General features: G+C 34.0%; 21 protein-coding genes. 6 read left to right on the top strand and 15 right to left on the bottom strand.

Annotation, left to right across the window (positions count from 1 at the left end):
• The first annotated feature begins 34 nt into the window (after positions 1-34).
• From KO504_RS15665 to lspA, 4 genes are all read left to right on the top strand, one after another.
• Complete coding sequence (locus KO504_RS15665; protein ID WP_215928413.1) at positions 35-2,584, top strand: S9 family peptidase; 2,550 nt, start codon at positions 35-37, stop codon at positions 2,582-2,584.
• 136 nt (positions 2,585-2,720) lie between these two features.
• Positions 2,721-4,274 (top strand): NAD(P)/FAD-dependent oxidoreductase, encoded by a 1,554-nt coding sequence (locus tag KO504_RS15660; RefSeq protein WP_215928411.1) that lies wholly within the window; start codon positions 2,721-2,723, stop codon positions 4,272-4,274.
• Between the two features lie 127 nt (positions 4,275-4,401).
• Positions 4,402-5,295 (top strand): ACP S-malonyltransferase, encoded by an 894-nt coding sequence (fabD, locus tag KO504_RS15655; RefSeq protein ID WP_215928409.1) that lies wholly within the window; start codon positions 4,402-4,404, stop codon positions 5,293-5,295.
• Positions 5,296-5,306: 11 nt separating this feature from the next.
• Complete coding sequence (gene lspA / locus KO504_RS15650) at positions 5,307-5,807, top strand: signal peptidase II (protein ID WP_252723721.1); 501 nt, start codon at positions 5,307-5,309, stop codon at positions 5,805-5,807.
• On the opposite strand, the gene KO504_RS15645 is transcribed toward lspA, so the two are convergent.
• The 4 genes from KO504_RS15645 to KO504_RS15630 all read right to left on the bottom strand — a co-directional run bounded on the left by KO504_RS15645 (position 5,804) and on the right by KO504_RS15630 (position 9,634).
• On the bottom strand, positions 5,804-5,995 hold the full coding sequence (locus KO504_RS15645) for a hypothetical protein (protein WP_215928408.1): 192 nt from the start codon (positions 5,993-5,995) through the stop codon (positions 5,804-5,806). The genes lspA and KO504_RS15645 overlap by 4 nt on opposite strands.
• A gap of 189 nt (positions 5,996-6,184) precedes the next feature.
• Positions 6,185-7,462: a metal-dependent hydrolase family protein gene (locus KO504_RS15640; RefSeq protein ID WP_215928406.1), complete on the bottom strand. Its 1,278-nt coding sequence runs from the start codon at positions 7,460-7,462 to the stop codon at positions 6,185-6,187.
• A gap of 2 nt (positions 7,463-7,464) precedes the next feature.
• A complete protein-coding gene (gene galE, locus KO504_RS15635; RefSeq protein ID WP_215928405.1) occupies positions 7,465-8,484 on the bottom strand; it encodes a UDP-glucose 4-epimerase GalE in 1,020 nt (339 codons plus the stop codon).
• 1 nt (position 8,485) lies between these two features.
• Positions 8,486-9,634 (bottom strand): DegT/DnrJ/EryC1/StrS family aminotransferase, encoded by a 1,149-nt coding sequence (locus tag KO504_RS15630; RefSeq protein WP_252723720.1) that lies wholly within the window; start codon positions 9,632-9,634, stop codon positions 8,486-8,488.
• Positions 9,635-9,757: 123 nt separating this feature from the next.
• Between KO504_RS15630 and KO504_RS15625 the strand changes: the two genes are divergently transcribed.
• Entirely contained in the window at positions 9,758-10,996 is a 1,239-nt protein-coding gene (locus KO504_RS15625; RefSeq protein WP_215928403.1) for a 3-deoxy-D-manno-octulosonic acid transferase, read from the top strand.
• Here KO504_RS15625 and KO504_RS15620 read toward each other — a convergent pair whose 3' ends face one another.
• From KO504_RS15620 to KO504_RS15575, 10 genes are all read right to left on the bottom strand, one after another.
• Positions 10,997-11,599 carry an alpha-ketoglutarate-dependent dioxygenase AlkB family protein gene (locus KO504_RS15620; RefSeq protein WP_215928401.1) on the bottom strand — a complete coding sequence of 201 codons (603 nt, stop codon included), beginning with the start codon at positions 11,597-11,599 and terminating at the stop codon, positions 10,997-10,999.
• 24 nt (positions 11,600-11,623) lie between these two features.
• Entirely contained in the window at positions 11,624-12,913 is a 1,290-nt protein-coding gene (locus KO504_RS15615; RefSeq protein ID WP_215928392.1) for a T9SS type A sorting domain-containing protein, read from the bottom strand.
• Between the two features lie 70 nt (positions 12,914-12,983).
• Entirely contained in the window at positions 12,984-14,300 is a 1,317-nt protein-coding gene (locus tag KO504_RS15610) for a M20/M25/M40 family metallo-hydrolase (RefSeq protein WP_215928390.1), read from the bottom strand.
• 221 nt (positions 14,301-14,521) lie between these two features.
• On the bottom strand, positions 14,522-15,367 hold the full coding sequence (locus KO504_RS15605; RefSeq protein ID WP_215928388.1) for a cyanophycinase: 846 nt from the start codon (positions 15,365-15,367) through the stop codon (positions 14,522-14,524).
• Position 15,368: 1 nt separating this feature from the next.
• Entirely contained in the window at positions 15,369-16,505 is a 1,137-nt protein-coding gene (locus tag KO504_RS15600) for a PKD domain-containing protein (RefSeq protein ID WP_252723719.1), read from the bottom strand.
• A 9-nt stretch (positions 16,506-16,514) separates the two neighbouring features.
• Positions 16,515-17,861, bottom strand: a complete 1,347-nt coding sequence (locus tag KO504_RS15595; RefSeq protein WP_215928381.1) for a PKD domain-containing protein — start codon at positions 17,859-17,861, stop codon at positions 16,515-16,517.
• Between the two features lie 30 nt (positions 17,862-17,891).
• Entirely contained in the window at positions 17,892-19,220 is a 1,329-nt protein-coding gene (locus tag KO504_RS15590) for a RagB/SusD family nutrient uptake outer membrane protein (RefSeq protein ID WP_215928379.1), read from the bottom strand.
• Positions 19,221-19,223: 3 nt separating this feature from the next.
• Positions 19,224-22,523 (bottom strand): TonB-dependent receptor, encoded by a 3,300-nt coding sequence (locus KO504_RS15585; RefSeq protein WP_252723718.1) that lies wholly within the window; start codon positions 22,521-22,523, stop codon positions 19,224-19,226.
• A gap of 120 nt (positions 22,524-22,643) precedes the next feature.
• Positions 22,644-23,702, bottom strand: a complete 1,059-nt coding sequence (locus KO504_RS15580) for a FecR family protein (protein WP_215928377.1) — start codon at positions 23,700-23,702, stop codon at positions 22,644-22,646.
• 118 nt (positions 23,703-23,820) lie between these two features.
• Entirely contained in the window at positions 23,821-24,408 is a 588-nt protein-coding gene (locus KO504_RS15575) for an RNA polymerase sigma factor (RefSeq protein WP_215928376.1), read from the bottom strand.
• Between the two features lie 351 nt (positions 24,409-24,759).
• Between KO504_RS15575 and KO504_RS15570 the strand changes: the two genes are divergently transcribed.
• A complete protein-coding gene (locus tag KO504_RS15570; RefSeq protein ID WP_215928374.1) occupies positions 24,760-25,173 on the top strand; it encodes a hypothetical protein in 414 nt (137 codons plus the stop codon).
• A 66-nt stretch (positions 25,174-25,239) separates the two neighbouring features.
• Here the strand turns inward: KO504_RS15570 and KO504_RS15565 are convergent, their stop codons facing one another.
• Positions 25,240-26,244, bottom strand: coding sequence for a LacI family DNA-binding transcriptional regulator (locus KO504_RS15565; RefSeq protein ID WP_215928372.1), 1,005 nt, complete (start codon positions 26,242-26,244; stop codon positions 25,240-25,242).
• Positions 26,245-26,379 lie beyond the last annotated feature (135 nt).

Raw genomic sequence — 26,379 nt, 5'->3', positions numbered from 1 at the left:
AGAAACTAACGCAACTTAAACCCAACCACAACGCATGCAAAAATTAATACTCCTACTCCTATTAAGCTTATCTTGTAGTTTAATAACCGCACAGAACAACGAAAAAGAAAATCTAACACCAACACCTAACTATAGAGCAGCAGCTAAATTTTCTCCAACAAATTTAGCAAAACTGGTACATTCAACGTCTGTAAATCCACATTGGTTAAAAAATGGAAATCGATTTTGGTACCAATACAAAACAACTGAAGGCTCTAAATACTATATTGTAGATGCAGACAAACGCAGTAAAAAAGAACTTTTTGACAATGAAAAGATGGCAAAATGGCTCACTGAAATCACAAAAGACCCTTATGATGCTAAACATTTACCAAAATTTAACTTTGAGTTTGTAAAAAATGAAACAGCAATACGTTTCTATGTAACATCTACTGAAAAAGTAGACGAAGCAAAAGATAACGACGACGACGATAACGATATTGAAAACAACATAGACACCGACTCTACCAAAACAAAGAAAAAAGGCAAAGCTAAAAAGCCTAAAAAAGTCAACAAGGTTTACCATTTTGAATACCAACTTGGTGGCAATGGCTTAACCGTCTTAGATAATAAGAAGAAGAAAAAAGAAGATTGGAAAAAATGGGCAAACATTGCTCCAGACAGTTCTGTAGTCTTATTTTCTAAACATTACAATTTGTATTGGATGGATAAGGAAAATTTTCTCAAAGCGGTTAAAAACGAGAAAGATTCTACAATAATTGAGAACCAATGGACTACTGATGGGGAAGAAAATTATGATTTTGGTGGAAGTAGCCGTGGAGAAAACAATGAAACCAAATTAAAGAATAAAGACAAACGTAAATATGTTCGTGGTATTTGGTCTCACGACTCTAAAAAGTTTGTATTCCAAAGAACAGATTCTAGACATATCAACGATTTGTGGGTTATTAATACAACATCAAATAAGCGTCCTACTTTAGAAACTTACAAATACCACATGCCTGGTGAAGATGAGTATTACAAAACAGAACTCCATGTCTTCGATATACCTTCAAAAAGTAATATTAAAGTCCAATTAGATACTGTTAAACAACAAAGTATTCAAGTGTATCGTGCGCCAAGATTAAAATCGAGTTACGATGATGATTTTTCACCTTCATTACTTTTATCTAAAAAAGGTAAAATCTATTATAGCACAATTAGTAGAGATCGTAAAAAACTAGATATCTGTGTGGCTGATATTAATACCGGAGAAACAAAAGTTTTAATTGAAGAACGCTTCAATACCTATATAGAGTCACGTCCGCTAGTCTTACTAAATAACGAAACTGAAATGCTACATTGGGCAGAACGTTCGGGTTGGGCACACTATTATTTGTATGATACAGAAGGAAACTTAAAAAACGAAGTGACCTCAGGCTCTTATCATGTAGAACGCGCTATTGGTGTTGATGAAAAAAATAGAACACTTTATTTTACAGCTCATGGTATTCCAAAAGACCAAGATCCGTATTATGAACACCTTTATAAAATTAACTTAAATGGCTCTGGACTGCAAGCCTTAAATCCTGGTGATTATAATACGAGTACGAGTATGGCAGACTCAAATGCTTATTTTGTAAATAATTTTTCTAGAGTAAATACCGTTCCTAAATCAGAATTAAGATCTCATACCGGAAAACTTATTATGAATTTAGAAGAAGCCGACCTATCACAATTAATGGCTACAGGTTATCAATTTCCAGAACCCTTTAAAATGAAGGCAGACGATGGTATTACAGATATTTATGGAGTAATGTACAAGCCTTTCGATTTTGATGAGACTAAAAAATACCCATTACTAGAATATGTATATCCTGGTCCACAAACCGAAGCTGTAAATAAATCATTTTCTGTACGTATGGATCGCTTAGATCGTATGGCACAAGTCGGATTTATTGTAGTCACTATGGGAAATCGTGGTGGACATCCAGACCGTTCTAAATGGTATCACAACTATGGCTATGGAAACCTTAGAGATTATGGTTTGGCTGATAAGAGACACGTTGCAGAACAACTTGCCGACAAACATAATTTTATTGACATTAATAAAGTTGGAATTTACGGTCATTCTGGTGGTGGTTTTATGTCTACCGCAGCCATGTTAGTGTATCCAGATTTCTTTAAAGCGGCAGTCTCTTCTGCCGGAAACCACGACAATAACATTTATAACAGTTGGTGGAGTGAAACGCATCATGGTGTACAAGAAGAAATGGATGATGATGGTAATGTAAAATACAAATACCTTATTGACAATAACCAGTCTTTAGCTAAAAATCTAAAAGGAAACTTAATGTTGATTACTGGAGACGTTGATAATAATGTACATCCTGGTGGCACTATTAGAATGGCAAACGCATTAATTAAAGCAAACAAGCGTTTCGATTTTATGCTTATGCCAGGTCAACGTCATAGTTTTGGTAATATGACTGAGTATTCTTTTTGGTTACGTGCCGATCACTTTAGTAAACATTTACTAGGAGTAGAAGCAACAGGAATTGATATCACCGAAATAAACAGAGATCAACCTAAAACAAAACCTTAGCACACTACTATATTTGAGATAAAAATAAAACCACGTTCCTTAGCGTGGTTTTTTTATGTTTATATAGAAACACTAACATTACAACTTAGTGCTATTTAAAAATTTTGATAACATTTCTTTTCTTTAATTTTGCAACATGATAAAAGCCTTACAATTACGCATTAATTTACAGCAAGAAAGACAACCCGATGGTTTGCTAAACAAAGCAGCCTACGATTTGGGAATGAAATCTTCCGAAATTTCAGGAATTAAAATTCTTAGAAAATCGATTGATGCACGGAAGCGAAATATCATGTTCAACTATAAAGTTGAAGTTTACATTAATGAACCTGTACCAGAAACTTCAGATTATCATTTTGATTATAAAGATGTCTCTAATGCAAAACCCATTCATATTATAGGTTTTGGCCCAGCAGGTATGTATGCCGCATTGCGTTGTATAGAATTAGGTTTTAAGCCTATTGTATTAGAACGCGGTAAAAATGTGCAAGACCGTCGACGTGATTTAAAAGCCATTAACCAAGATCATTTTGTAAACGAAGATTCCAATTACTGTTTTGGTGAAGGTGGTGCTGGTACGTATTCTGATGGTAAATTGTACACCAGAAGTTTAAAACGTGGAGATGTTAGAAGAATCTTTGAAAACCTAGTGTATCACGGAGCAACAGATCAAATTTTAGTTGATGCCCATCCACATATCGGGACCAATAAACTACCAAAAGTGGTTCAAAATATAAGAGAGAATATCATCAAGTTTGGTGGCGAAGTTCATTTTGAAACTCGCGTTACTGATTTCACGATTAAGAACAATAAAATTGTGGCTATTCAGCTTAACAATGACAATGAACTTGATGTTGAAAAAGTCATTCTAGCGACGGGGCATTCTGCAAGGGATATTTTTTATTTGTTAAATGATAAGAAGATAAAATTAGAAGCCAAATCATTTGCCATGGGAGTGCGTGTAGAGCATCCGCAAGATATCATTGATGGTATTCAATACCACTGTAAAGGTAAGCAACGCGACGCGTTACTTCCGGCTGCTTCATACAGTTTGGTACAACAAGTGAATGACAGAGGTGTGTATTCCTTCTGTATGTGTCCTGGTGGATTTATCGTTCCTGCAGCCACAGCCAATGGTGAAGTTGTCGTTAACGGGATGTCACCTTCCAAACGAAACAATAAGTTTGCCAATTCAGGCATCGTCACAGAAATTAATGCTGATAAAGATCTTTACAAATACGAACATTTTGGAGCTTTAAAAGCACTCGAATATCAAAAGGATTTAGAACGTTTAGCCTTCACTGCTGGAGGACGTGGACAATCGGCACCTGCTCAAAGGTTGACGGATTTTGTAGAAGGCAAATTGTCTTCAAGTTTAAATGAAACCTCTTACCAACCAGGTTTAAAATCGGCACCATTGCATTCATTACTACCCAAAATAATTGGAGGATCTTTACGCAAAGGTTTTAAAGCATTTGGCGAAAAAATGAAAGGCTACTATACCGAAGAGGCTAATATTATTGGTGTAGAATCTCGTACATCTTCACCTGTAAACATTCCAAGAACAGAAACTTTAGAACATCCTGAAATCGCTAATTTGTTTCCTTGTGGAGAAGGTGGTGGTTATGCTGGAGGTATTATTTCTGCAGCTATGGATGGTGAGCGTTGTGCTGAAGCTGCTTGTGTTTAGAATACGTATACGATATAATTGTTCTAATGAAGTTAAAACAGTCTTTATTCCTGTTTCTATCAGCAACGCAATCTTAATTCAATTTCAAGATATTATTCCTATTTTTGCATCTTAAATTGAAACACAAATGAACGCATATATATTTCCAGGTCAAGGTGCTCAATTCTCAGGAATGGGATTAGACCTTTACGAAAACTCACCTTTAGCACAAGAATTATTTGAAAAAGCCAATGATATACTTGGTTTTAATATTACAGACATTATGTTTGAAGGTTCTGTTGAAGATTTAAAAGAAACTAAAGTCACTCAACCTGCGATCTTTTTACACTCTGTAATTTTAGCAAAAACACTTGGAGACAGCTTTAAGCCGGATATGGTTGCGGGTCATTCTCTTGGTGAATTTTCTGCATTAGTTGCCGCTGGAGCATTAACTTTTGAAGACGGACTTAAATTAGTATCACAACGTGCACAAGCCATGCAAAAAGCCTGTGAATTGCAACCAAGCACTATGGCTGCCGTTTTAGGTTTAGAAGATACCGTTGTTGAAGACATCTGTAAAACTATAGCAGGAGTTGTAGTTCCTGCAAATTATAATTGTCCAGGTCAATTAGTAATTTCTGGCGAGGTAGAAGCCATCAATAAAGCTTGTGAGGCATTAAAAGAAGCTGGTGCAAGACGTGCTTTGGTATTACCTGTTGGTGGAGCATTTCACTCTCCATTAATGGAACCTGCTCGCGAAGAATTGGCTGCTGCCATAGAGAATACAACATTTAGTAAACCTAATTGCCCAATATATCAAAACGTAACAGCGTCTGCTATAACAGATGAAAATGAAATTAAATCCAATTTAATTTCACAATTAACAGCTCCTGTTCGTTGGACACAATCGATACAGCAAATGGTTGCTGATGGTGCATCACATTTTACAGAAGTAGGACCTGGAAAAGTATTACAAGGCTTAGTAAAGAAAATACATAGAGAAGCAGAAACGACTTCAGCTACTTTTGAAACTAACTCCTAAACCCAATCACTTTGAACAGATCACTATTTATTGTATTACTCATAGCTTTTAATATTGCCATTGATCAAATTTCTAAAGTAATTGTTAGAACAACAATGATTAAAGGAGGTAAAGGCCAAATCAATGTTATACAAGATTATTTTCAACTTATTTGGGTAGAAAACAAAGGAGCTTTTTTAGGTATGGGAAGTGATATGAATCCTACGCTTAGGTTAATCTTCTTGTTAGTTTTACCAACCCTTGTTTTAGCTTATGTGATATATTATATTTTAAAAACTAAAGAATTAGACAGATTAAGCCTTATTGCCTTTTGCTGTATTGCAGGAGGAGGTATAGCCAATGTCTTTGACCGAATTGTTTTCGGTGAAGTCACTGACTTTTTCTTTATTGATTTAGGCGGTGTTTTTAAAACAGGAATCTTTAATGTTGCTGATATGTCTGTTACCATAGGAATGGTAATGCTACTATTCAGTGGTGTTTTTAACAACAAGAAAAAAGAAAAGATTGCTTAACGCGCTAGTTTACAATCTTCGCAATCTTTAATTTCACCATAATAAGTTTCACGATATTTGTGAAGTGTTTTGTATGGAATACTTAAAAATTGTTTTTTGATGTAGGTGACTTTAGTTTGTAATACACCCATTTTTTTTGTGAAGCGACCTTCTGTTTTGGTCTCTCTTTTAATACTAATCAATTTCATGTTGTTCAATTATCATTCACTGCAAAGCAACGAAGATTGATGACCAACTCCAAGAAATGAATGTTAAAACAGGGTTAACCCCTTTTGATATTATCATATTGAAAATCAGACACTACAACAATTAACATATTCGCATCGTTGTAGCTTAAGGGTTACACATTCAATAATCAAAATTTCGCTTAAAATGGGCTATTTTTTGTAAATAATGCCGTTTTTCATTACAAAAGTGACGTTTTCCATAGTAGAAATTGTAATTATTGGATCGTCATTTACAGCAATAATATCTGCTAAATAATTAGGTTTAATTTGTCCAATTTTATCTTCCATTTGTAACAACATAGCATTGGTAACTGTTGCACTTTGAAGCGCTTCAATTGCAGGCATTCCTGCTTCAACCATATAACCAAACTCTTTAGCATTATCACCATGATAAAATACAGCAGCATCAGTACCAAAGGCAATTCCCACACCTGATTTATAAGCTCTACCAAACATATTTTGAATTTTTGGTCCAATATTTAAAGCTTTAGGAACAATAATTTCAGGATAATAACCCGAAATCTTTGCTTTATCAGACACAAACTTACCTGCTGTAATGGTTGGCACTAAATAAACATCGTGCTTCTTCATAAGCTCCATAGTTTCATCACTCATTAAAGTACCATGCTCAATCGTTTTTACTCCACCTAAAATGGCACGTTGCATCCCTTCATCTCCATGGGCATGTGCAGCTACATGAAAGCCATAATCTTTGGCTGTTTCGCAAATTGCTTTTATTTCTTCGACAGTAAATTGTGGATTTTGTCCACTTTTAGCCATACTCAAAACACCGCCTGTTGCTGTTATTTTAATTAAGTCTGCTCCGTTTTTATACCGTTGTCTTACTGCTTTCTTCGCATCCTCGACACCATTAACCACGCCTTCCTTTGGACCAGGATCACCCATAAGATTTTTACTAGATCCGTTTGTTGGGTCGGCATGACCTCCTGTCGTTGCTAATGATTTACCTGCTGTAAAAATTCTTGGACCAACAACTTTTCCTGCGTTTATGGCATTTCTTAATGCTATATTTACTCCAGAACCTCCTAAATCTCTAACCGTTGTAAAACCACTCATTAAGGTGACTTTCGCATAATTTGTAGAATTAAAAGCTACATCTGCATCATTCAAGGTATATTTATTAAGATAGGCTTTTGGACTCGTTTCGCCTTCAATATGAACATGCATATCTATTAAGCCTGGCATGACCGTTTTAGACTTTAAATCTACTGTGATATCTTCTGCACTTGTTGGATTTATATAGCCATTTTCAACCGAAATTATTTTATCGCCAGAAACAACAATAGTTTTCTTCTTTTGTACTTTACCTGATTTTGTATCTATCAATTTTCCACAGTGTAAATACGTGTTCTGTGCCGTAAGTGTTACTGTACAGAGCAATACTAAAATCCCAAGTAAAGTTTTCATAATTATTTAGTTCTTATTTTTTGTTCCCATTTCCAAGCAGAATCCATTGCGTCGTCTAAGGTCAATTCGGTTTTCCAACCTAAAACCTTATTGGCTTTGGACGTTTCAGCATAAGCCGAAATGACATCTCCTTCGCGTCTATCTACAATTTTATAATTTAAAGATTTCCCAGAAACGCGTTCAAAAGACTGAACAGCCTCTAAAACTGTACTTCCTTTTCCTGTTCCTAAGTTAAAAAACTCAAAATTAGAATCGTTTTTATGATTCAATAATCGCTGTAAAGCCAGTACATGCGCTTTTGCTAAATCTACCACGTGAATATAATCTCTAACACAAGTACCATCTGACGTTGGGTAATCTCCTCCAAAAACAGATAATTGTTCTCGTATACCAATTCCCGTTTGCGTAATAAAAGGTACTAGATTTTGCGGCACTCCAATAGGTAATTCCCCTATTTCTGTTGAAGGATGCGCTCCGATAGGATTAAAATAACGTAAAGCAATAGCGTTAACATCTCCATTTACTTTACAGACGTCTCTAATAATTTCTTCACCTATTTGTTTTGTATTTCCATAAGGAGATTCTGCAACTTTAACAGGTGCATTTTCAGTAATTGGCAATTCATCTGCTTGACCATAAACCGTACATGATGAACTAAAAATAAAATTCTTAGTATTTAAACCACTTAATTCCTGAAGCATATAAACCAAAGTTGTAATATTATTTTCATAATACATTAAAGGTTCAGCGACACTTTCTCCAACCGCTTTACTTGCGGCAAAGTGAATGACTCCAACAACATCATTATGACGTTTAAAAAAGTCCTGTACGTCTTGTTTTACTCTTAAATCTAATTTTTCAAAATGTGGCTTTTTATTCGTAATAGCAGTGATACCATCTAAAACTTCAATTGAAGAATTGGATAAATTATCTATAATTACGACTTCGTAGCCTTCGTTTTGTAATTCAACAACGGTATGCGACCCAATAAAACCTAAACCGCCTGTTACTAAAATCTTCATATTATTTATTTGTCTGTATAAAATTTAAAACTGTACTTGTGATACATTCAATTTGTTCATCATCAAGTTCTGTATGCATTGGAAGTGAAATCACAGATTGGATTAAGGCATTGGTAACTGGAAAATCTGATTCGTTATAACGCTCATCCATATACGCTTTTTGTCTGTGCAACGGAATTGGATAATACACTCCACATGGAATATTTTTTGATTGTAAGTGTGCTACAAGAGCATCTCTATCTACTCCTTTTAAATTAAGTGTATATTGATGAAAAACATGATCATCACTACTATCTCCATGCTCTAACCCTGTTGGAGTTACAATATTAGGATGATCTTTAAAAGCTTCATTATATTTTCTTGCTGTGTTTCGTCTAGCTGTATTGTAGCTATCTAAATGCGGTAATTTAGCATCTAAAACAGCGGCTTGAATAGAATCTAAACGTGAATTTACACCAACCACATCATGATGATATCGTTCGTACATTCCATGATTTACAATACCTCTAATTTTATGGGCCAAATCATCATCATTAGTAAAAATGGCGCCACCATCTCCATAACAACCTAAGTTTTTAGATGGAAAAAACGACGTAGAAGCTACATGCCCTATGGTTCCTGCTTTGGTTTTACTACCATCGCTATGTGTATAACTTGCTCCAATAGCTTGCGCATTATCTTCAATGACGTATAAGTTATGTGCTTTCGCTAATTCCATAATGGCATCCATTTCTGCCGGAAGTCCAAATAAATGAACTGGCACAATAGCCTTAGTTTTTGGTGTAATTGCTTTTTCAATCGCAGCGACATCAATATTAAACGTTACGGGATTCACATCTACTAAAACTGGAGTTAATTGTAATAATGCAATAACCTCAACAGTGGCTGCGAACGTAAAATCGGCTGTTATCACCTCATCTCCAGGCTGCAAGCCTAAGCCCATCATGGCGATTTGCAAAGCATCTGTACCATTGGCACAAGGAATAACATTTCTAACTCCTAAGTAATCTTCAAGATTTTTTTGAAATTGATGTACTTTAGGTCCATTGATAAATGCAGCACTTTCCATCACTTCTGCTATCGATGGATCTACAACATCTTTTATTTTTGCGTATTGACTCTGAAGGTCAACCATTTGTATTTTTCTCATTCTAAAGACTACATTTTAGTGTATAATAAAAAAAGCCAAAGGCTCTAAGCGAAAATACAAAATTGTAATGGCTGAGCCAATGCTTTTAATTGAAAGAAATGTATTTTAGCACAAATCTTTTTTTTGAAAGGACTCTATTCCATAGGAATTTACTTAGCAAATTTTGTTATTACAATTGCTTCATTATTCAATTCTAAATTGAAACAGGGAGTTATTGGCAGAAAAAACACCTTTTCAAGACTTAAAAAAACCATTACTCCAGAAGACAAAACCTTTTGGTTTCATTGTGCGTCCTTAGGCGAATATGAACAAGGCTTACCTGTTTTTGAAGCTTTAAAAGCTAAGCATCCTGACTACAAAGTCGTATTGTCTTTCTTTTCGCCTTCTGGTTATGACGTTAGAAAAAACGCAAAAATCGCCGATGTTGTAGTTTACCTTCCGCTTGACACCAAAGCAAATGCCAAACGTTTTTTAGATTTGGTAAATCCCGATTACACACTATTTGTAAAATATGAAATATGGCCTAATTTTTTACATGAAATTAAAAAACGTGACCTAAAAGCGATTTTAATTTCTGCTGTATTTAGAAAAGATCACATTTTTTTTAAATGGCATGGCAGTTATGCAAAGTCTGCGCTGTTTGCGTTCAATCATATTTTTACACAAGACGAAAACTCTAAAACATTACTTCATAGTATTGGGTATAATGCTGTTTCTGTTTCTGGCGACACACGATTTGATAGGGTTTCAAATCAATTAAAAGTTGACAATACAGTTTCTTTTATTGAAGAATTTAAAAACGACAAATTATGTGTGGTTTTTGGAAGCTCTTGGCCAGATGATGATAAATTATATATGGATTTCATAAATTCTAATACTAATGCAGATGTAAAGTTTGTAATTGCTCCACATAATATAAAGCCTAGTTATGTGGCTTCTTTAAAATCACAATTAAACGTAAAAACCATTTGTTATTCAGAATTAACTGAACATCAAAATTTAGCCCATTATAAAGTCTTTATTTTAGACACCATTGGGTATTTAAGCAAAGCTTATAGCTATGCAGATATGGCTTATGTTGGTGGAGGCGCAGGAACAACTGGTTTGCATAATATACTAGAACCTGCTGTTTTTGGCATTCCAATTCTTATTGGAAAGAACTACAACAAGTTTCCTGAAGCTAAAGAACTTATTAATTTAGGAGGAGTTACTAGTTTAGCGAGTTCTTCAGCCTTCAACGCTTCTTTAAGCGCTTTAATTACTGATGATGTATTGAGAAAAAAGCAAGGTAATATTACTAAATCTTTTATAGACTCTAATACTGGCGCTGTTTTAAAAATTATGGCTTATTTAGAATCTTAATTAATATTCTATAGTTCTAAACGTTAAATTAATCCTTGGTGTTTTTACTTTTTTAGTTGGAGGTAAGCGATGTAACCAATGGGTTTGAGTAGATCCTTTCATTACCAACAAACTGCCTTTTTCTAACTGAACAGAAACGTTTTGCTTAGTCGCTTTATGTTTAAATAAAAAATGACGTTCTGCACCAAAACTTAAAGATGCAATGGCTCCATTCTTTTTTAAATCCTTTTCTCCATCACTATGCCAAGCCATACCTTCTTCTCCACTGTGGTACAAATTAAGTAAGCATGAATTAAAAGTTTCTCCTGTTTTGGCTTCTACCATTTTCTTGAGTTCTAAGAGCTCTTTATTCCAAGGTAATGCCGATTTTGTAGTTTTAGAATAGGTATAACTAAATGGTTGATCTCCATACCACGCTACTTTTCGTTTCGTAATAATTAGTTTTCCAAAAATGATGGCTTTATCATTCTCCCAATCAATATATTGAAATAATTTTTCGTAATATTCTTGTGCTTTTTCAACAGTCATTATGGAGCCGTAATAATTGACTTCTCCATCAAATGGTAAAAGATTAGCATCTATTTCAGAATTAAATAAGTCCATTGTTTCAAAATCAATACAACCGTTCTATTTCTTCACAAGTCTTACAACTTGAGTAGCAGAATCACTTTTCAATTGCATAAAATAAATTCCAGAACTTAATGATGTCACATTAATAGTCATATCGGACTGTAATTTTACGGGAATTGCTTTTCCTAAAATATCAATAAGTTGAACTGATTTTAATACCACATCAGATTCTATTTGAATGGTATCTACAAACGGATTAGGATACACTTTAATTTTTGCCATTTCAAATTCTGAAACAGATAAAGAACATTGTGGGTTAGTACCTGCTACTGATGTAAAGACACCATTATCTATAGACCAATTTCTCCATTCTCCTCCACTGCCTGTTTCCCAATCTGAGAGATCAAAATAATTCACGCCTGTTTCTGTTCCTGGGACTTTGTAAACTTTGATGGCTTCTGCTCCTCTATTCCACGTTAAAGGAGAACCCGACACGCAAGTTTCTGGCTCAAAATCTGTGGTACAATTGGCTTGTAAAAAATAAACATACTCATCGTAAGCAGGATACTCTCCATACACATACGCTTTACCATCTGGTTCAACACACACTGCGGTATATTCATTACAGCCTATTCCAAAAGAACGTGTACCATTATCTGTTGCAATTCTGGCCAACATTACACTATGTCTTGCTCTTCGGTCTGGGCTGTCGTAATGCGAATCTGTAATCAGGTTATTCAAATTTGGTATATCTAAAAAATCATTTTCACCAATAGCGACTCTTGGATGGTATGGATTACTTAAAGCGACTTCACTAGACAAGGTTCCATATTGTGCAGAAAAATAATGACCTCCTAAAATAGCCAAACCAGCACTAGTACCACCAATGACTCCTTGTTTGGTATTCACAAAGGTATTTAGTGCATCTTCCATAGCATTATCCTTAAAATAACTGACATAATCGTATTGATCTCCACCAGCAAACCAAATGGCTTCTGCATCAGCTACTTTTTGTAACACATAAGAATCTGTAGCGCCAGCAACGTTATTGATAACAAATGTGGTTACAGAATTAATTGGCGAACTTAAATCTGAGGCTAAATCCGTATAAAAATAATCGTTATAACCATCGCTTCCTGATGCTCTAAGCACTACAACATCTCCTCCGTCTGCTTTATTTAAAAACCAAATCATAGCATCTTCTTGTTCCGTTGCTCCACCCATTAAACAAACTCCAGCTTCATGATTAGTAATAGCATCTGTATTACTTCCTGTATGATATTCTGTATAATCTTGAGCAAATCCAATTTGTAAACTCAACAAACATAATAGGGTAATTTTTTTCATGTGTTCTTATTTAATATTCTTCTTAAAATGAATGCTTTCAACCTAATCCTTAATGCCTCATGCCTAATACCTATTTCAATTTAGAATTCACTAACCTGTACATCAAAACTGCGGTTATTTTTGCTTGTGTTGCTACCGTATTTAAATCTCCGGTTTCATTAATTGTGTGGTCGTCTCCACCTCCTGTAAGCCCTAAACCATCAATTGCCATATCTACATATTCTGAAGTAAACGAAATATCTGCAGCACCAGCATTTCTTGGATTTACAGCTGTGACAGATCCAAAACCTAAATCTTTACTTACGGTATTATAATATTCTAACAACTTCACATTTCCATCTGTTTTGGTTAATGGTGGATATGCACCTGCTGAAAATGTTAATTCGGCCTTCGTTTTTGGGTAATTTTCAGAAACTATCTTTTTCATTGTGGCTTTAGCTTTAATCAGTTGATCTAATGACACGGCTCTTAAGTCTCCACGAACAATAGCCTCTTGAGATACTACATTAGATTTTCCAAAAGCATGTCCACCTGTTCCATCTTCATCGGGTTGTAATGCTGTACCTCCAATAATGAATCCTGGGTTGAAGGTTAAATCTTTTTCTTTGGCTAACTGAACGTAAAATTCATTTAAAATCCTAGACGTTTCATAAATGGCTCCTGCTCCAATTTCTTCTGTGAAAATTTGAGAAGAATGCGCAGGGTTTCCTGTTACTTTGAGTTGCCAATCTGCAGACCCCCTTCTTGAAACCACTATTGTCTTTGGGTTATTATCTCCATTTTCAAAGCCTAAAGCAATATCTGCGCGTTTTGCGGCATCGATTAAAGCTTTTTTAGACAATTCTAAAGGGTCCCCACTCTTTTCTTCGTCGCCTGTCATTACAATTTCTATAGACATATCATCTAAAAGTCCAGCATCGTGTAAAGCTTGCATGGCTAAAATGATGATAACGTCACCACCTTTCATATCGGCAACGCCTGGTCCTTTCATGATAGAATCGTTAAGCATAGTGTAGTCTTGAAAAGGACTATCTAATTCAAAAACAGTATCTAAATGACCTATCATTAAAAATTTTGGGCCTTTTTTTCCTTTTCTTGTTGCAATTAAATGTCCTGCTCTACCATAAGCATCACCATTAGTCAATTCGGTTTTAAACCCTAATTTATCTAATTCCTTTTGATAGAGTTTTCCCACTTCTTTTACACCTTCAAAATTCATGGTGCCGCTATTGATGTTGACTGATTCTTTAATCAAGTCAATAGCATTTTCTGTATGCTTATCTACCGCTTTTATTATGCTTTTTTCTTTTCTGTTATTTTGAGAAAAACCTAAAAGCGAAACGCATAAGACAGCAATAAAAAGTGAATTTTTAATATTTGAAATCATTTTTAATTTGTTTTAAATAGTCTTTAATTTTTCTTAATCAAGATCCTAAAAAGAAACACCCCTAAAGTCCCCTCAAGGGGACAATCTGAACGGTGAAGATTATAGAACACAAACATTATTTTATACTTCGCTTATTCTCAAAAAGACAATCCTTTCTAAGAAATCTTAAGGTTGTTAATATGTCTTGTACGTACTAATCGAACTATTAGGAAACCCTTACTTTAATCTATTTTGAAAGTTTCTCCTGGCAAATATAAGTTCATTATAAGGCCATGAGCTCCAAGTTTATCATTAAATGTGGTTTTTGATTTATCTGGATTTGTAAAAACGACGACCTGAGATTCACCAACCACTTCTATCGTTTTTCCAGATATTAAAATTGCTGTGGATTCATCAATACCAATTCCGGCTATTTCTGGATATTCAATCACCGCACTTAATAAACGATTATATCGACTTCGTTTTACAAAATGCTGATCGACAATAATGTTGGTTATTAATCCTAATCCTGATTTTATTTCGATATTCTCAGATTCAATATTTCTAAAGGTAGAAGAGTAATCTGGATGTTTAAGCTCGCTTCCTGTAATCATCATTTCACTCATGACGGCAGCTCCTGCACTTGTACCAGCAATTAGAGATCCGTTTTCATAAGCTTCGTGAATTAAAACTTCAATTTCTGTACCTTGAACGATATCCATAAATTTATTTTGATCGCCCCCAGAAATATAAATCAATTTTGCGTTTCGGATGGAATCTAATTTTGAAACGGTTAACACTTCGTCTTTAACAAAATTTAAACCATAAACATTATGAACTCCTAACTTATAAAATTGATTAGTTGCATAATATGCTGAAGAATCTGGTATAGAACTAGACATTGGTAACACAATACCGTAGCCTTCTTTATCTATTCCTGATTCTTTAACAATACGATCTACCATAGATGCTGGTCTTGAACCACCACCTATGATAAATAACTTTCCTTTTGCATCTAAATTTTGAGCACAACTTTGAATTGTAAACCCTAAAAATAGACTAAGCAATACTATTCTTTTTAACATCATATCACTCCAATTCTCCTATAACAATGCCTCTAGTATCAGCTGAATGTGTAAACCATGCTTCAGGACTAGAACCATCTAAATTAGCACGCATCATGACATCTGTAGCACGATCTCCCCAATAAATTTTATTGTCATTGGCATCGTAACCAATTCCGTAAACAACGCGACCAATATTAACTGCTAAAGTTGAAATTCCAGTACCATCTAAATTTGCTGATTTTAATCTAATGTCACCAGAAGCAACATATTCATCATAGAAAATTTTATCACCAACAACTAAAATACTTCCTCCTTCTATCGCTGGTATTAATTCAGCCTCTCCTGTACCATCTAAATTCTTAACCCAAACACCTCCATTGTAGTTAATCCAATACAGTTTTCTATTCACTAAATCTATAGAAAGCCCATCGGGATCATTAGTTTGTCCTGTAACAAAATCTTCAACCTGATTCACATCAGAATCATCAATATTACCTCTTTGAATTCCGGAGCTAGTATCCCAATATAATTGGTTGTCTTGGTAATCAATCGCCATTCCATTTGGTGAATCAACTCCGACTCTAAACTCTTCGAAATCGCTACCATCTAAATTAGATCTGTAAATTTTATCTGCTCCATAATCACTTATATAAAGCTTATGATTTACTTTATCCATTACCATCCCATAAGACGATTGCGCCGCAACTCCACTTAAAGGTGTAAAAATTGGTGCTTGCGAATTAATTAAACCTTCATAAACTTGAGCTCCATCTGTAAAATAAATAGGCACTCCTGTTGCACTTGGGTCTCTGATAACAATGGTTTTTGTGATTTCGTTTATTTCTAAGGATTCAGAAGTTGCAACAACTAAATTCACATTATAAGCTCCTGGCGCTGTATATAGATGTGTTGGATTTTCTTCTGAAGTGGATTGTCCATCACCAAAATTCCAATAATAGGTTACAGAACCTACGGTTTCTGGTACGATAGAATTATTGGTAAACGTTACGGTTGCAGGAGCAAACTCGTCGTTATCTATGGTATAACTATACTCAGGTACTGTACTTGCTGGTGGCACAGGATAATCATCATCGGAACACGACTGAAACATCCCAACTGTAAGCAGTAGAGCCACTATATAAATTAAGTTCTTCATCATTTTAAAGTTTTATTTTATTAATGCGATTCCTCTAGGACTTGAAATTCCTGTTCTTAAAACGACCTTATCTGTACCATCTAAATTAGCAGAGTATAATTCCCCAGAATCACGACCAGACCAATATAATTTACCTGCTTCATGATCGATTTGCATACCGTAGATTCTAGAACCTCCGTCATCAATTGTTTGAATATTGGTACCATCTAAATTGGCTACTTTTAATAATTCTTCATTTTGATCATCAAAATAAATCTTGTCGTTTACGGTGTCTACTAAAATAGCGTAGCCATAATTGCCTGTGATAATAACATTTGGATCTGTGCCATCTAAATTAACTTCGTAGATTTCTTCAATGTTAGCATCATACACGTACATTTTGTTATTCTCAACATCTAAAGAAATTGCTCTCCAAGACACTCCTGTCATTGAGAAGAATCCAATTTCTGCACTAGAACCATCTAAATTTGCTTTGGACACATTACCAGCATCATCTACCCAATAAATTTTATTTCCTGCAACATCTAATGCGATGGCGTAAGGATCGTCAATATTAGATGCAATAGCTTCGATACCAGAACCATCAAGATTCATTCTCCATATATTTCCAAAAGGAGTTGTATCAAAATCACTGAAGTATAATTTTTCATTAACGGCATCGTAAGCCATACCAACACCACCTTTTCCAACGGCATTGTACACATCTTCAACCGTCCCTTGACCATCTAAAATAAGTTTTCTTATATACTCATCTCCGATTGCCATATAATATAGTTCGGCTGGGTTTTCTGGAGCTTCGCCAATTACAACTTCTTTTGTCACCGTTTGCGAACCATACGCTGAACTTGCTGTTAAACTTACCGTAAATGTACCAGCTGACGGAAATGCAAACAATGGATTTTCTTCTGTAGATGTTGAATTATCTGCATCACCAAACGACCAAGAGTAACTATCTGCACTAATAGACGTGTTAGTGAATTGTACAGGAATCGTTGCTATAAGGTTTTCTTCATCTTCAACCATAAAAGATGCAGCAGGTGTTACTGTAATTTCCATATTAGAAATTGTAGAACCTCCAGCTCCTGTAGATACTAAACTTACTAAAAAGACATTACTAGTATCGTATGATTTTCTAGGCGAAACTTGATTAGACGTTGTACCATCTCCAAAACTCCACGCATAAGCAGTAGCATTTTGCGAATTGTTGGTAAACTGTATTTCTTCACCAACGGCAACTTCGGTTGCGCTAGCTGTAAACTCTGCTTGCGATTGTGGTGGTAATGGATCATCTTCTTCACAAGTAAAAAATGTAAACGATAAAACGGCTATAAAAATGTAGCTTAAGAAATTAGTTTTCATAAAATTTATTTTAATCATGATCGATAGTTTTTAGTATCCTGGATTTTGAACCATTCCAGAATGGTTATTAGTTTGTATTTCGTCTGTAGGAATTGGAAAAAGTGTTTGATTTGTACTAGTCACATTTGGTAAAACAGCTATGGCGCGATCTGTTCTTACCAAATCGAACCAACGTTGCCCTTCAAAAGCAAACTCTATACGTCTTTCTTTTTCAATGATTCGCTGTAATTGTGGAACTCCAGATTCTGATGTTGGTTGTAAATTGGCTCGTAATCGTATGTCGTTAATATCCGATTGTATTGCTGAAACTATTGGACTTGGTAAATTGGCTTCTGCTTCTGCTCTTACCAAATACATATCTGCTAGTCTTAAAACAATAAAGTTATCTGCTCCTAAGCTTAAATCATCGTATTTTATGGCATATGCTTGATCTCCTTCAAAAGCTAAACTGGCATCAAATCTTTCGTCATTTGCTTCATAAGCATCTAATAAATCTTGAGATGGCTCTACTTCTCGTCTTCCGTTAAGCGCTGTTGGAAAATTATATTCTGAAATACGGTTTCTTTCCAACTGTGAAAATGAAATTTCGAAAATAGACTCTGCCGATTCATCATCAGCGAAAATGTCGCTATAATTAGGTAAAAGCGTATAACCTCCGTCTGCAATAACTTCTGAAGCTAATGATTTAGCCTGAGGATAATCTTTTTTATATAAATATACTTTTGCCAATAAGGCTTTTGCTGCATATTTAGATGCTCTTACTTTATTAGTGGCAGGAGGTAGGTAATCTGAAGCAAAAATAAGATCGTTTATAATTTGATTATAGACCTCTTCTACACTATTTCTTGGTACATCTAAATTTCCTGTACCAACCGTTGGTGTGACTTTAATAGGAACTCCTCCAAAATAGTTTAATAAATTGAAATGATTTAGAGCTCTAATAAAATACAATTCGGCTAAAGCGACATTCTTTTCTTCTTCTGTCATGTTTGCAATAGATGGGACTTTATCAATCACGTTGTTTGCAACGTTAATGCCATCATAAGCGATACTCCAAATGCCATCTACAGATCCATTTTCTGGCAAAATGCTGTTGTTATCAACTTCTGCATATTCTGTTGCTGTAGCATCAATTGGGTGCGATAAATTATCTGAAGCTAAATCTGAAAATATACTAAACGTTCTTCCGTAATAACTTAGACTTTGAAACGACGCATAAGCTCCTAAAATACCTTTATCTATATCTTCTTTTGTTTTAAAGGCATCTTCTGCTGGTACCGAGTTTTGAGGTTTTACCTCTAGCACCTCACACGATAAAGCTGTAACTAAAATTAAGGTTATATAAATGATCTTCTTCATGATTTAAAATTTTAAATTAACACCTAATGTGAATACTTGCGCTTGTGGATAGGTAAAGAAATCTGTTCCTATAACAGAGTTATCATCACCTCTATAATTCACTTCTGGATCTAAGCCAGAATAATTGGTAAACGTGAATAAGTTTTGTGCACTTAAATACACTCGAAAGCTTGAAAACATGGTTTTTTCCATAATGCTTTTGTCTAATGTATATCCAATGGTTACGTTTTTTACTCTTAAATAAGAACCGTCTTCAATAAATCGAGACGATACACGTTTGTTCTGTGCAGATGCAATAGGGTCTGTTGTTGCTCTAGGAATATCAGTAATATCACCTGGTTGCTGCCAACGTCTTGTTATATCTGCAACTTGATTATCTCCACCTTGTAAAGACTCTAAGAATAATCTAGAACCATTAAACACATCGTTTCCATAAGATCCTTGTAAAAATATTGAAGCATCAAAACCTTTATAAGTGAATGTATTGGTTATACCATAAATAAAATCGGGATGCGGATTACCTACAATGGTTCTGTCATCTGAAGTAATCTCACCATCAAAATTAGTATCTGCATAAACAATATCTCCTGTTGAAGGATCTACACCTAAAGACTTATAACTATAGAAAATACCAATAGGCTGCCCTTCCATAATTCTATTTCCACCTCGACCAATATCATCAATTGGTTGATTGTTATAAAGTTCTAACACTTTATTTCTGTTACCTGAAATATTGAATTGCGTATTCCATGTAAAATCTTCTCCAATAAAATTTTGTGTTGCTATAGATAACTCAATACCTTTATTTTCTACTTTACCTACATTTTCGGTTATTGAAGAAAACCCTGAACTTGATGGTAAAGGTCTACTTAATAATAAATCGTTGGTCTGTTTGTTGTAGTAATCGGCTGTTAGTGTAATTCGATCTTCAAACAAACCTACATTAATACCAACATTAAATTGTGCTGTACTTTCCCATTTTAAATCTGGGTTCGGAATATTGCTTGGGTAAATTGCTGGCTGACCGTCATAAGAGGTGTTTCCGTATAGCTCTGAAAATAAAAACGGACTAATATCATCGTTTCCTGTAAGTCCATAACTCACTCTTAATTTTAAATCTGAAACAAGATCTTGATCTTGTAAAAAATCTTCTTGAATTACTCTCCACGCTAATGAAGCTGCTGGGAAAAATCCGGTTCTGTTATTCTCACCAAATTTTGTAGAAGTATCAAAACGACCTGTAATAGAAGCAATATATTTATCATCGTAATTATAATTTAATCGCCCTAAATACGATCTTATACCTTCGTCTGACGCATTAGCTGTAGCGGATACAATTGTTGCTGCCGAACTAATATATTCTAAATTATCATCGGCAAAATCTTGACCTCGAATAAAAGACGATCTGTATTGGTATTTTTCAAATGAATAACCAACCAAAGCTTCTAATTTATGCTTATTAAATTTCTTTTTATATTTTAAAAGGTTATTTGATACAATGTTAGATACATTAGAATACGTTTCAAATCCTAAGCCATTATACTTTGCTCCTTGAACTGTTTTTGTAGATTCATAAGCATGTTCTCTAAAATTTAAAAAATCTACTCCCCATTTTGTGGTAAAAGTTAAATCTTCAATAATATCCCAATCTAAATACACATTAGAGTTCGTTCTGTATGAAAAATTTTGATTGATGGCTTCGTTTGCAATTGACACGGCATTAGAATAAGGTCCACTTTGGTTATAAGAACCATCTTCATTATAAACCGAATAAATGGCAGGTGTAGAGATTCCGTTAGGTAATGGACCATGTAAGGTTTGATCGCTCTCAACGCGATTTGTTTTAGCATGTGTTAAACCTATACTTGTTCCTATTTTAACTTTATCTGACAATTGATGATCGACATTAACACGTGCATTAACACGTTGATAATCTGTTCCTATTAAAATGCCTTCCTGTTCTAAATATGTTCCGCTAATAAAATATTGTGTTTTTTCGGAACCTCCTCTTGCAGAAGCTTCATAACTATTAATAGAAGCTGTTCTAAAAATAACGTCTTGCCAATCGGTATCTATAGTGTTATTAGCTATATCTTCTGGAGTAAAAACAGTTGTTCCAGCCAAATCATTTCTGTATTCCATCCATTCTCTAGCGTTTAGCATATCTAATTTATTCCATGCTTGTTGCACGCCAGAATATACATTAACACTAACTACAGATTTTTGTTCCTTACCACGTTTTGTAGTAATTAATACAATACCATTAGACCCTCTAGCTCCGTATATAGCAGTTGCAGACGCATCTTTTAAAACACTTATAGATTCAATATCACTTGGGTTTAAATCTGAAAGCGCACTTGCCCCTTGACCAGAATAACCAATACGACCAAAATCTCCTGAAGTTACAGGAATACCATCAATAATATAAAGTGGTTGATTAGAGCCACTAATTGAACTTAATCCACGAATTCTTACTGACATTTCTCCGCCTGGTGTTCCTGAATTTTGTTGCACTTGTACACCTGCTGCCTGACCTTGAAGAAGACCATCTACAGAAGGAATTGGTAAATCCTTAACTGAACTGGATTTAATAGAAGACACGGCATCACTTAATAATGATTTTTGTTCTGAACCATAGCCAATAATAACAATCTCATCTAAAGCAGCACTATCTGCTATCATTTTTACCTCAACTGTGGTTGTATCGGTAATATCAATTTCTTGAGTAGCAAAACCTAAATACGAAATCACAATAGATGTTGTGTTTTCTGGAACTGTTAAGCTAAAATTGCCATCAAAATCTGTAGCAACACCAATATTTGCGCCTTTGATTTGAACTGTAGCTCCCATTAAAGGATTACCAGTATCGTCAAGAACTTTACCTGTAATGGTTTTTTCTTGTTGGTTTGTTTTTATGTGACGTCCTTGGTCTAAGCTACTAAGATTTTCCTTAACAACTATTTGTCTGTCGTTTACTTTATAAGTAAGATTGGTACCTTTAAGTGCTGAATCTAAAATGGTAGTAACAGATGCATTTTTCACATTTAAGGTCACATTATATTTTAGAACATTGTCTTTGTAAAAAAATATAAATTCACTTTTACTCTGTATATCCTTAAATAGTTCCTCTAACGTTACGTTCTTTACGTTTACATCTATTTTTGTCTGTGCAATTGTAGTATTTGCAAAAGCAGAACTCAGACCAATGGTTATTAATAGTAGAAAGACTCTCATAATATTTACCAAATTGTATCTTAAAGATTTTACGCTTCGCAAAGCATAAAGGTTCTCGTTTTTATTCATAATTTTGTTTTAGTGGTTAATATTGCTGTTTAATACAGTTGTATTGATTTTTTTAGCTAGAGGATGTTGGCGCATCTTCTAGTTTTTTTGGTTCGGTTTTTACTTCAAATCGTTTGGTTTTTAGTTAATAATTAGTTTTTTATTGGTTGTTAATTGATAATTGAATTGAGCAGATTCTGCTTCTTTAATGATTTGCATAACATGTTCTAAATCTTGATTCACATCTAAATATCCCGAAAATGTTTGGTTCGCTAAGTCTTTATCAGTGATAGAAATTTCAACATTGTAATAACGCGACAGCTTTTTCATTATCGTTTTTAAAGCATCATTTTTAAAGATAAAAACACCATCTCGCCAAGAAAAATAAGTTTCGACACCTACTGTTTCAGTATGAATCGTTTTTGCTTCTTTATGATAGGTAGCCAGTGTATTTGGTGTAATTTTTAATTCACTTTGAGAATACAACAAATTAGTATTCTTATAATGAAGATTTATACTTCCGCTTTTAAGTATGGTAAAAACAGCATCATCATCGTCATAATTACTCACGTTAAAAACGGTTCCTAAAACTTCAATATCTTGATTTTTTGATTTTACAATAAAAGGTTGATGCTTATTATGTGTTACATCAAAAATTGCTTCACCTTCAAGGTATACCTCTCTATTTCCCTTTAAAAATGTTGCAGGAAATATTAATTTAGAACCAGAGTTAATCCACACTTTAGTGCCGTCAGACAAAACAATTTCTGAGCGTTTTCCATAAGGCACAATTAGAGTATTGAAGACCATTTCTTTTGATTCTTCAAGTTTTTGATTGACAGATTTTGATTTTCCGATAGCTACATTTTCACCATTATTAGAATAGGTTATTTCTAAATTTTCATCTGTAATTTCAATGTTTTTATTGTCGTTTAATATCAGTTGTACTTCATTGGTCTGATGATCACTTGTTGAAGAATTAACGAAACTTTCAATTGGTGAATCCGTTTGATTTTGATGATTAAAAATTCCTATAGAAACTAGCAATAGTATTGACGCAGCTGCAAATCGAAAGGCATACTTTTTTATACGTCTTTTTTGAGCATATGTGTACACAGAACGTTCTATTCTGTGCTTTAACTTAGATTTCTCTTCCTTAGAAATCTGACTAAAATTGATATTAGATTTATTATCTTTCATTCTCTTGTATGACTTATTGAGGCTAAAGCTATCATTGAATATTTTATAAATATTTAGAGCTTCTTTACCTTAATAAGTAGAGAATAGACAATCCATAGACAAAAAAATATAAAAAATTTTAAAAAAATGTTTTAAGAAGACAAAACACCCCAACTAACATATTCTTTCTTAGCGTTTTAATTGCTCTATACACTAAGGTTCGTGAAGTTTGAACGGAAACATTCATAATTTGAGCAATCTCTTCGTAATCACGTTCTTCTGTAAATCTTAGAAACAAGCCTTTACGTTGTTTTTTACTAAGTGAATTTATAGCTTTAGATAATTTATAGGTTTGCTCGTTATTAAATTCTGTTTCTATAATTTCTTCTTCAATAGAGTTTGAATATTTATTGATATACACATCATCATTAAACACAAAAGCCTGATCTAAAAGCTCTCCTTTTAAAGCACTTATAATTTGATTTTTTAACGATCTAAATAAATAATACTTTACCTGATCTGTATTGGCTAAATTTTTTCTGTACTTATAAAGATTTAAAAACATATCGTGAATACTATCCATTACGACAGTCTTATCTGCACAAAATTGCACACCATAACTAAATAACTCATCAATAAACAAGTCGTACAAACCTCCTAGAGCATCAATATCACCATCTTTAAGCTGTGCCCACAATATAAGGTCGGTATCTTTATTTAATTTCAATATTAAGTAAGCTTTATTCGGTTAAAAAGTTGTGTTTTCATTAAAATTATAAAGTTTCAATTATAAATCAAAGATTTTACAATAACTGCCATTTCCTATTGACGACTTAAACTCTAAAACATTGAAGGTATTCTATTTTAAAGAAGTACAAATAAAAAATTATTAAAATATCAACTAACGGAAGAGTTCTGTCACACAAATTTGTAAAAATTTATCTAAAAAAAGTCCAAAACCAATAATCTAAACGTATATAGCACAGATGCGCGTCGAAAAAATCGGCAAATTATATTATTAATTCGCTTAAATTGCTATTTTCGTGCATTAACATAAATTAACACTAAAACTATTAAAATGAAAAAAGTTGTATTAAGTTTAGCACTTGTTGCTGTATTAGGATTGTCATTTACATCTTGTAGAGAAACTGCTGATAAAGCTGAAGACGCAGTAGAAAACGCTGCTGACGCTACAGGAGATGCATTAGAAGATGCTGGTGACGCAATTGAAGATGCTGTTGATGATGCTGGTGACGCTTTAGAAGATGCCGGTGATGCTATAGAAGATGGCGTGAACGATGCTACAGACGCTGCAGGTGATGCAGTAGACAACGCTACAGATGCCGCAGGTAATGCAGTAGATAGCGCAAAAGATGCTGCTAAAGATGCCGTTGATGGTGCTAAAGAAGCTGGTGCAAACGCAGTTGACAAAGCTAAAAAGACCGGTACTGATGCTGTAAACAAAGCTGCAGATAAAGTTAAAGGAAACTAATATCCTTTTAAACCCATAAGAAGAGCCTGATAAAAATCAGGCTTTTTTTATGCCTTATTTTGAAATTTACTTTGTAGACTCGCTTAATTTAAGTTCGCTTGGAACAACAATAGTCTGCGTTTTAAGAGTTTGATCTTTAACGCTATCTATTAACAACTTAGTAGACATTTCTCCAATTTTATGTGCTTTTTGATGAATAATTGAAATTTTAGGGCTTGATAATAACTGGGTGTGGTCATAACCAAATCCCACTACAGATAAATCTTTTGGAATTTCTTTCCCCAATCTTTTAGCCATATTAATTGCTACAATCCCAGTAATATGATCTATAGACAGAATAGCATCTATAGATGTATTGTCCTTTAAATATGCATATATTTTCTTTTCAACCTCAATATCAACGGCGTTATCTAACTTTAAAATATTAGGTGTTAACTTATAATCCTCTAAAGCTTTTGAGTACCCACTTATTCTGAGCTGACCAACACTAAGTTCTTCAATATTACTAACCAAAAGAATGTTTTTACGTTTTTCGTTAACTATTAAATGCTTAGTAGCTTCATATACCGATTGAAAATCATCTACAATTACCTTATTACACTCAATACTATTAACCACCCGATCAAACATTAAAACAGGAAGCTTACTTTTTATTGCAGATTTTATATGATCTGTTTGCTCCTTTACTTGACTCTCTCTTGCGACAGCTATAATAAACCCATCAACACTTCCATTAGCTAATAAATCTAAGCTTCGTTTTTCTTTATGTAAGGTTTCATTAGAAAGACAAACAATGATATCATAATCATTATTTGTAGCTGCCATTTCAATACCATGCAAAACTTCAGCAAAAAAAGGATTTGTAACCGTTGGAAGTATTACACCTATAGTCTTGGATGTATTGTTTTTAAGTTGTTGCGCTATCCTATTGGGCTTATAATTAAGTTTAGTCGCTAACTCCTTAACACGTATTCTTGTTTTTTCACTAATTTCATGACTATCATTTAACGCCTTTGAAACCGTAGATACGGAAATATTTAAAAGTGCTGCTAATTCTTTGAGTGTTGTCATAAATAGTTCTATTTTAAAAGAAAAAGGTATAACCAAAATACTCTTTTTCAAAATTTATTTTGCAATAGAGGCAAATCAAGATTGTTTTTGGCTATTTTTTTAAACAAAAAAAGTCGAAACTTTCGTTTCGACTTT

It is taken from the genome of Winogradskyella psychrotolerans (assembly GCF_018860565.1).
GTDB classification, from domain to species: Bacteria; Bacteroidota; Bacteroidia; order Flavobacteriales; family Flavobacteriaceae; genus Winogradskyella; species Winogradskyella damuponensis.
This window is presented reverse-complemented; position numbering and strand designations above follow the sequence as displayed.

Excerpts from the sequence above, each read along its gene's own strand:
- KO504_RS15665 (WP_215928413.1), top strand. The coding sequence starts at position 35 with ATGCAAAAATTAATACTCCTACTCCTATTAAGCTTATCTTGTAGTTTA.
- KO504_RS15660 (WP_215928411.1), top strand. The coding sequence starts at position 2,721 with ATGATAAAAGCCTTACAATTACGCATTAATTTACAGCAAGAAAGACAA.
- fabD (WP_215928409.1), top strand. The coding sequence starts at position 4,402 with ATGAACGCATATATATTTCCAGGTCAAGGTGCTCAATTCTCAGGAATG.
- KO504_RS15645 (WP_215928408.1), bottom strand. The coding sequence starts at position 5,995 with ATGAAATTGATTAGTATTAAAAGAGAGACCAAAACAGAAGGTCGCTTC.
- KO504_RS15640 (WP_215928406.1), bottom strand. The coding sequence starts at position 7,462 with ATGAAAACTTTACTTGGGATTTTAGTATTGCTCTGTACAGTAACACTT.
- galE (WP_215928405.1), bottom strand. The coding sequence starts at position 8,484 with ATGAAGATTTTAGTAACAGGCGGTTTAGGTTTTATTGGGTCGCATACC.
- KO504_RS15630 (WP_252723720.1), bottom strand. The coding sequence starts at position 9,634 with ATGAGAAAAATACAAATGGTTGACCTTCAGAGTCAATACGCAAAAATA.
- KO504_RS15620 (WP_215928401.1), bottom strand. The coding sequence starts at position 11,599 with ATGGACTTATTTAATTCTGAAATAGATGCTAATCTTTTACCATTTGAT.
- KO504_RS15615 (WP_215928392.1), bottom strand. The coding sequence starts at position 12,913 with ATGAAAAAAATTACCCTATTATGTTTGTTGAGTTTACAAATTGGATTT.
- KO504_RS15610 (WP_215928390.1), bottom strand. The coding sequence starts at position 14,300 with ATGATTTCAAATATTAAAAATTCACTTTTTATTGCTGTCTTATGCGTT.
- KO504_RS15605 (WP_215928388.1), bottom strand. The coding sequence starts at position 15,367 with ATGATGTTAAAAAGAATAGTATTGCTTAGTCTATTTTTAGGGTTTACA.
- KO504_RS15600 (WP_252723719.1), bottom strand. The coding sequence starts at position 16,505 with ATGATGAAGAACTTAATTTATATAGTGGCTCTACTGCTTACAGTTGGG.
- KO504_RS15595 (WP_215928381.1), bottom strand. The coding sequence starts at position 17,861 with ATGAAAACTAATTTCTTAAGCTACATTTTTATAGCCGTTTTATCGTTT.
- KO504_RS15590 (WP_215928379.1), bottom strand. The coding sequence starts at position 19,220 with ATGAAGAAGATCATTTATATAACCTTAATTTTAGTTACAGCTTTATCG.
- KO504_RS15585 (WP_252723718.1), bottom strand. The coding sequence starts at position 22,523 with ATGAATAAAAACGAGAACCTTTATGCTTTGCGAAGCGTAAAATCTTTA.
- KO504_RS15580 (WP_215928377.1), bottom strand. The coding sequence starts at position 23,702 with ATGAAAGATAATAAATCTAATATCAATTTTAGTCAGATTTCTAAGGAA.
- KO504_RS15570 (WP_215928374.1), top strand. The coding sequence starts at position 24,760 with ATGAAAAAAGTTGTATTAAGTTTAGCACTTGTTGCTGTATTAGGATTG.
- KO504_RS15565 (WP_215928372.1), bottom strand. The coding sequence starts at position 26,244 with ATGACAACACTCAAAGAATTAGCAGCACTTTTAAATATTTCCGTATCT.